Below are 5360 nucleotides of genomic sequence, written 5' to 3'. Positions count from 1 at the left end.
GCAGTGGAGCGAGCCAGGCCACGTCGACGTTCGTCTCCCTGGCCAGTTCCATGTCATGGCCCGCGCCCGCGAGGAACAGGTTCACGGAGGAAGCGGCATCGGTGTAATCGCCTCTGTCGATTTCTGTGGCGTAGACCGGCAGCAGAGACTTGATCATGTCCAGCCACTTCCCGGCGAACCGCACCATGCTGCTCGCCTCCAGTCCACGAGCCTGAACGGCCGCGGCCCCCTGGAAGAAGCCGACGAGCGCGGGCAGCAGCATGGCGCCCACGGCCATCTCGTACAGGGCGGCGAGGTCGGCCTCATCTCCGAGATGGACGGTGTCGCCGCCCAGTACCGTCAGCGTCGGCTCGTGCTCGTCGAACACTGTCTTGTCTCCGCTGTAGTACAACAGCGTGTCCGGCGCTCCCACGGCCTCCGGCACGTTCTTGACCGCTCCGGCCAGAAACCGGGCTCCACGGGCGGTCGCCCAGGCGGCCATGGAGCGTGCGCCGGCGGGCGAACCACTGTTCAACGTGACAAGGGCACGCCCGGACAGCGCCGCCGCAGCCGGCTCCAGGACCGAGCTAGTGTCTTCGAAGGTGGTCAGGCATGTGACGATCAGCGGGCTCGCCTCGACCGCGGCCTTGACCACCCTGGCATGGACGGCACCCTTGGCCACCAACGGTGCGGCCTTGGCCGGCGTGCGGTTCCACACCGTTGTCGGGTGCCCCGCGTCGGCGAACGCGCCGGCCAAGGCCCGGCCCATCGATCCCAGCCCGAGGACGGTCACGGGTACGGGGGCTTCCCTGGTCATGCGTCACTCCAGTCAGCAGTCGAATGGTTGAGCAGCCACGCAATCGCCGATCAGCGCGTCCGGCGTGGCTCCCGATTCCATTCTGGAAGTCCCACATACATTTGATCAAGTACCTACAATTCTGTTCGGTACCCACACTTTTGTCAGTAGGAGTGCTGATGACCAAGCGGACCTACCTCTGCGGGCTCGACGCCGCCATCGCCGTCATGGGCGGTAAATGGAAGGGGCTAATCCTGTTTTCGCTGGGCGAGGACGGGCCTTTGCGTTTCGGAGAGTTGAGGCGGGCGGTGCCCGGTATCAGCGAAAGAATGCTGATTCTTCAACTCCGGGAGATGGAGGCAAGTGGCCTGGTGCACCGCGAGGTCTACCACCAGGTCCCGCCCAAGGTGGAGTACTCGCTGACCGAGTTCGGCAGCTCCCTCAACACGGCACTCGCACCGCTCGGGGAGTGGGGCGAGGAGCATATGAAGCGCATCGAGGCCATCCCCTAGTCAGTCCCCCAGCCGCCCGCCGGCAATTCAGCGACCGCGGTGGGGTCCTGGAGGGCACTGCTTCCAGGACCCCACGCAATCAGCGTAGTTCGCCGCCTGAGCGCGAGATCCTGAACTTGACTACGTTCTCCCCGGTCGTCCAGCGGCAGAAGCCGGCCTTCTCCAGTGCTCGAATTGAGGCCGGGTTAGACAGTTCCACGTCGGCGGACACAGTGTGGACAGGTGGCAAGGTGAGGGCGAAGTCGGCGAGGGCCTTGGTGGCCTCGGGGGCATAACCTCGGCCACGCCGGGAGACTACGATGCCGTAGCCGATCTCAAGGACCCCTTCCTTGGGCGGCCAGAACAGGCCGATGGAACCCACCACCAGGCCGCTGTCGCGCTCGATGACCAGACGGTGGCCGTAGGGGCCGAGCCAGTCGGGGTACTGCTCGAAGAGGCCCGCGACCACCCGATCACCTTCGGCGGGAAAGTCGTCCGCCCAGTGCGGGGACCGGGTGTTGTCGAGGACCGCGAGGGCCTCGCGCGTGGTCCAGGGCCGCAGGACGAGGCGCTTGGTGACCACTTCGGCGTGGACGTGTGAAGAAGGGGAAGACATGTGTCTCTCCTGGTCGTTGGTACGACCGGCCGCGCTCTGTTATCGCACGGGCCGGATGAGGGCATGCTGATGACGGCCAACGGCAGCCATATTCATCAACCTCCTCATCCCGAGATCACGCGTCTGTCGCGCCGGCGCGAGGCTAGTAGCCCTTCCTCTGCCGGGCAACTCCTTTCCGGACTGCTGACCAAGGATTTCGCTTGCTGAAGGTCGTGGGGATCTCCGCGACGCGGTCTGAGACGCGAGGGTCCGGGCAGCATGTGCTGCCCAGACCCGCACTGCCCAGAATGTCAGCGCCTCATCAGCGCGAAGACGCCCCAGCCGAGGTACTCGCGGGTGTACTGCACGTAGCGGGCGGGCCCGGTGGCGAGTTCGGCCCGTACATCGGCGGCCAGCTCGTCATCGGGGTTCTGGTCGAGCCAGCGGCGAAGGTTGAACCACTGCGCCGCCTGATACCGGTCCCAGCTGTCCTGATCGGCCAGCACCATCTCCACGACGTCGTACCCGAGGTCGCCGAAGTGCCCGATCAGCTCCGGCAGCATCCGAAAGTCGGCTCTGCTGCCGGCCTGGCAGCCCTCGATGACTTCCTGGGTCGGCGGTGCCTGACGCCAGTACGGCTCGCCGATCAGCATGAGGCCGCCTGGGCGGAGGCTGCGGCCCAGCAGCTCGACGGTGCCGGCCACGCCGCCCCCGATCCAGGTGGCGCCGACACACGAGGCGAGATCGACCGGCTCGTCCGCGACGTAACCTGAGGCATCGCCGTGAACGAAGTCGAGACAGTCGGCGACTCCGAGTTCAGCGGCACGGGCGCGGGCCTTCTCGGTGAACACTGTGCTGATGTCCACCCCCGTTCCCGTGACGCGGTGGTCACGCGCCCAGGTGCACAGCATTTCGCCCGTTCCGCTGGCGAGGTCGAGCGCCCGCGTGCCAGGCGCCAGATGGAGCGACTGGCCCAGTGCGGCGAGCTTGTCAGCGGTAATCGGGTTGTGGACGCGGTGGCTGCTTTCGCGAATGGTCCAAATGCGTGGAAGATCCACAGGAGGGATTCCTTAGTTCGATGAGGTCTTGCGGTTCCTGAAGGGCAGCCGTCGCCTGTCGGGCTGTCCCTGCTTGAACCCTCATCAAATGCACCCCTCTTGGACGTTTCGATCTTGGAAGGTCCGTGCAACCGGTTTGGTGCGTACGGGCCGGCCCGGCAGGCGAGTGCCCTCGCACGCCTGCCGGGCTTGGGCTCAGGCGTCGATGATGACGGGGATGATCAGCGGCTTGCGGCGGTGGGTGCGGAACGCCCAGTTCGCCACGGCGCGGGCGACGAGCTGTTCGAGCTGGTGCGCGTCCCCGACGCCTTCCTCGGCCGCGGTGGCCAGGGTCTTCTCGATGACGGGAATGACCGGCTCGAAGGTGGCGTCGTCGTGGACGAAGCCGCGGGCCAGGAAGTCCGGGGCCTCGGCGAGGGCGCCGGTGTCCGCGTCGACGATCGCCACCACCGTGACCACGCCTTCGGAGGCGAGGGTGAGGCGGTCCTTGAGGGAGGCTTCGGTGGCGCCGCCGACTTCCATGCCGTCCACGTAGACGTTGCCGGCGGGGACCTTGCCGGTAATGGACGCGCGGCCGTCGACCAGGTCGACGACGACACCGTCCTCGGCGATGACGACCCGGTCGGGATCGACGCCGGTACGGATCGCGAGGTCGCCGTTGGCCCGCAGGTGGCGCCATTCGCCGTGCACGGGCATGACGTTGCGGGGTTTGACGATGTTGTAGCAGTAGACGAGTTCGCCGGCGCTGGCGTGCCCGGAGACGTGCACCTTGGCGTTGCCCTTGTGGACCACGTGGGCGCCCCACCGGGTGAGTCCGTTGATCACCCGGTAGATGGCGTTCTCGTTGCCGGGGATGAGGGAGCTGGCGAGCAGGACGGTGTCGCCCTTGCCGATGCGGATGACGTGGTCGCGGTTGGCCATCCGTGACAGCGCGGCCATCGGCTCGCCCTGGGAGCCGGTGCACACCAGCGTGATCTTGTGGTCCGGTAGCTTCTCCAGCTCCTTGGTGCTCACGACCAGACCGGACGGGACCTTCAGATAGCCCAGGTCACGGGCGATGCCCATGTTGCGGACCATGGAGCGGCCCACGAAGGCGACCTTGCGGCCGTGCTGGTGGGCGGCGTCCAGGACCTGCTGGATGCGGTGCACATGGCTGGCGAAGCTGGAGACGATGACCCGGCGCGGCGCGGTGCGCATCACCTGCTCGATCGCCGGGTTCAGCTCACGCTCGGAGGTGGTGAAGCCGGGCACTTCGGCGTTGGTGGAGTCGGTGAGGAACAGGTCCACGCCCTCTTCACCGAGGCGGGCGAAGGCGCGCAGATCGGTGATGCGCTCGTCGAGCGGGAACTGGTCCATCTTGAAGTCGCCGGTGTGCAGCACCATCCCGGCGCCGGTACGGATCGCGACGGCGAGGCTGTCCGGGATGGAGTGGTTGACCGCCACGAACTCGCAGTCGAAGGGCCCGAAGCTGCGCCGGTCGCCCTCTCGCACCCGTACCGGGCGCGGCCGGATGCCGTGTTCCTTGAGCTTGGCCTCCAGGAACGCCAGCGTCAGCTTGGAGCCGACGACGGGAATGTCCCTCCGCTCGCGCAGAAGGTAGGGCACACCGCCGATGTGGTCCTCGTGCCCGTGGGTGAGTACCACCGCCACGATGTCGTCCAGCCGGTCCCTGATCGAGGTGAAGTCCGGCAGGATCACATCCACGCCGGGCTGGGTCTCCTCGGGGAACAGCACGCCGCAGTCGACGATGAGCAGCTTGCCGGCGTACTCGAAGACGGTCATGTTGCGGCCGATCTCACCCAGGCCGCCTAGGGCGATGACCCGCAGCCTTCCTTCGGGAAGAGGCGGTGCGGCTTTCAGCTCTGGATGTGGATGGCTCATACCTTGACGGTACCCGGAGAGTGGGACGGGTTGATCCATTGGCTGTGATCTCTCTTCCCGACCGGGCGGGTCACCCGCACCTGATGTCTCGGGAGCAGCGGGTGCGGCCGGTGGTCGGGACAGGGAGTGATCAAGGCGATATCGCCCGGTAGCCCCACCGCCTGCGCCGCAGGGTGCAGCCGGTGCGTACAATCTGACCCCATGCCGAAGCCTGACGAGCTGATCGTTGACATCGCCGCCCGTGTGGAGTCCGGGCAGAGCAATCAGATGTCTCTGACCGTGGTCACCGGTGGCGCTGTCATCACCGGTCGCCTCGCTCCCGAATCCGTGTGGAGACAGAGAGTGTCGGAGGTTCTGACGGACTCCGCCCACCTGGGCGAGTTCTCCGCCGTCTTCGAAACACCCCCGAAGCAGGACGGGCCGCCTACGCATCTGCACTTCCATGTCGCCCGGATCCTGCAGGGCACGGTGGGGATCCCGGAGACCGGCGGAATGTACCGCGTCGCGATCGAGGACGTCGGTGCCTGGACCGTGGGCGACTTCAGCTACTCCGACCACTG

At 66.8% G+C, this 5360-nt stretch carries 6 protein-coding genes; 2 read left to right on the top strand and 4 right to left on the bottom strand.

Features of this window, described 5'->3' with window-relative positions; all coding sequences use genetic code 11:
* On the bottom strand, positions 1–796 hold a 796-nt coding region (locus tag ACWD1Z_RS36405; protein ID WP_451125049.1), incomplete at its 3' end, for an NAD(P)-dependent oxidoreductase.
* Between the two features lie 158 nt (positions 797–954).
* Between ACWD1Z_RS36405 and ACWD1Z_RS36400 the strand changes: the two genes are divergently transcribed.
* On the top strand, positions 955–1287 hold the full coding sequence (locus ACWD1Z_RS36400; protein ID WP_451125047.1) for a winged helix-turn-helix transcriptional regulator: 333 nt from the start codon (positions 955–957) through the stop codon (positions 1285–1287).
* Between the two features lie 79 nt (positions 1288–1366).
* Here ACWD1Z_RS36400 and ACWD1Z_RS36395 read toward each other — a convergent pair whose 3' ends face one another.
* The 3 genes from ACWD1Z_RS36395 to ACWD1Z_RS36385 all read right to left on the bottom strand — a co-directional run bounded on the left by ACWD1Z_RS36395 (position 1367) and on the right by ACWD1Z_RS36385 (position 4800).
* Entirely contained in the window at positions 1367–1882 is a 516-nt protein-coding gene (locus ACWD1Z_RS36395; protein WP_451125045.1) for a GNAT family N-acetyltransferase, read from the bottom strand.
* A gap of 290 nt (positions 1883–2172) precedes the next feature.
* Positions 2173–2919, bottom strand: coding sequence for an SAM-dependent methyltransferase (locus tag ACWD1Z_RS36390; RefSeq protein ID WP_451125043.1), 747 nt, complete (start codon positions 2917–2919; stop codon positions 2173–2175).
* Between the two features lie 195 nt (positions 2920–3114).
* On the bottom strand, positions 3115–4800 hold the full coding sequence (locus ACWD1Z_RS36385) for a ribonuclease J (RefSeq protein ID WP_451125041.1): 1686 nt from the start codon (positions 4798–4800) through the stop codon (positions 3115–3117).
* Positions 4801–5001: 201 nt separating this feature from the next.
* On the opposite strand from ACWD1Z_RS36385, the gene ACWD1Z_RS36380 reads away from it, so the two are divergent.
* A partial coding sequence (locus tag ACWD1Z_RS36380; protein ID WP_451125039.1) for a hypothetical protein occupies positions 5002–5360 on the top strand: 359 nt, incomplete at its 3' end.

The sequence above is a fragment of the Streptomyces sp. NPDC002784 genome (assembly GCF_053592135.1).
The sequence above is the reverse complement of the archived record's forward strand: the minus strand, read 5'-3'. Positions and strand labels throughout refer to the sequence as shown.